We start from the raw sequence: 1,373 nt of genomic DNA, 5'->3' as shown, positions 1-1,373 counted from the left end.
CGCTCCGCCTGCTGGGTCTCGATGGCCGGGTCGACGCGCAGCGGCTGGTACGGCTCCTCCTCGTCGAGCTGGAAGCGGTTGACGCCGACCACGACACGCTCGCCGGCGTCGGTCTCCTGGGCGATGCGGTAGGCGTTGCGCTCGATCTCGTTCTTCTGGAAGCCACGCTCGATCGCTGCCACCGCACCGCCGAGGTCCTCGACCTTCCGCATCAGCTCGACCGCCGCCGCCTCCACGTCGTCGGTCATCCTCTCCACCACGTACGAGCCCGCGAAGGGGTCCACGGTCGCGGTCACGTCCGTCTCGTACGCCAGGACCTGCTGCGTGCGCAGCGCCAGGCGCGCGGACTTGTCCGTCGGCAGCGCGATCGCCTCGTCGAAGGAGTTGGTGTGCAGCGACTGGGTGCCGCCCAGCACCGCCGCCAGGCCCTGCACCGCGACACGCACCAGGTTCACCTCCGGCTGCTGGGCCGTCAGCTGCACCCCGGCCGTCTGCGTGTGGAAACGCAGCATCATCGACCTGGGGTTCCTCGCCCCGAACTCCTCCCTCATCACCCGCGCCCAGATCCGGCGCGCCGCACGGAACTTGGCCACCTCCTCCAAAAGCGTCGTACGGGCGACGAAGAAGAACGACAGACGCGGCGCGAAGTCGTCGACGTCCATGCCCGCCGCGACCGCCGTGCGCACGTACTCGATGCCGTCGGCGAGCGTGAACGCGATCTCCTGCACCGGCGACGCCCCGGCCTCCGCCATGTGATAGCCGGAGATCGAGATCGTGTTCCACTTCGGGATCTCCGCCCGGCAGTACCGGAAGATGTCCGCGATCAGCCGCAACGACGGCTTCGGCGGGAAGATGTACGTCCCGCGCGCGATGTACTCCTTCAGCACGTCGTTCTGGATCGTCCCCGTCAGCTCCTGCGCACCGACCCCCTGCTCCTCCGCCACCAGCTGGTACAGCAACAACAGCAACGCCGCCGGGGCGTTGATCGTCATCGACGTCGAGACCCGGTCCAGCGGAATCCCGCCGAACAGCACCCGCATGTCGTCGATCGAATCGATCGCCACCCCCACCTTGCCCACCTCGCCGTGCGCGATCGGCGCATCGGAGTCGTGCCCCATCTGGGTGGGCAGATCGAACGCCACCGACAGACCCGTCGTCCCATGGGCGATCAACTGCCGGTAGCGGGCATTGGACTCCACCGCCGTACCGAACCCCGCGTACTGGCGCATCGTCCACGGACGCCCCGTGTACATCGACGCGTACACACCCCTGGTGAAGGGATACCCGCCCGGCTCACCCAACTTCTCCACCGGATCCCAGCCCTCCAGGGCGGCAGGACCGTACACCGGCTCGATGGGCAATCCGGACTCCGA

Annotated in this window: 1 protein-coding gene; it reads right to left on the bottom strand. The window is 68.3% G+C overall.

The window, feature by feature from the left end; translation table 11 throughout:
• A partial coding sequence (locus ACIHAR_RS39695; protein WP_400024137.1) for a methylmalonyl-CoA mutase occupies positions 1 to 1,373 on the bottom strand: 1,373 nt, incomplete at both ends.

The sequence above is a fragment of the Streptomyces sp. NPDC052016 genome (assembly GCF_044548445.1).
In the GTDB taxonomy this organism is placed as follows: domain Bacteria; phylum Actinomycetota; class Actinomycetes; order Streptomycetales; family Streptomycetaceae; genus Streptomyces.
Note: the sequence above shows the minus strand (reverse complement) of the source record. Positions and strands in the feature narration are given on the sequence as shown.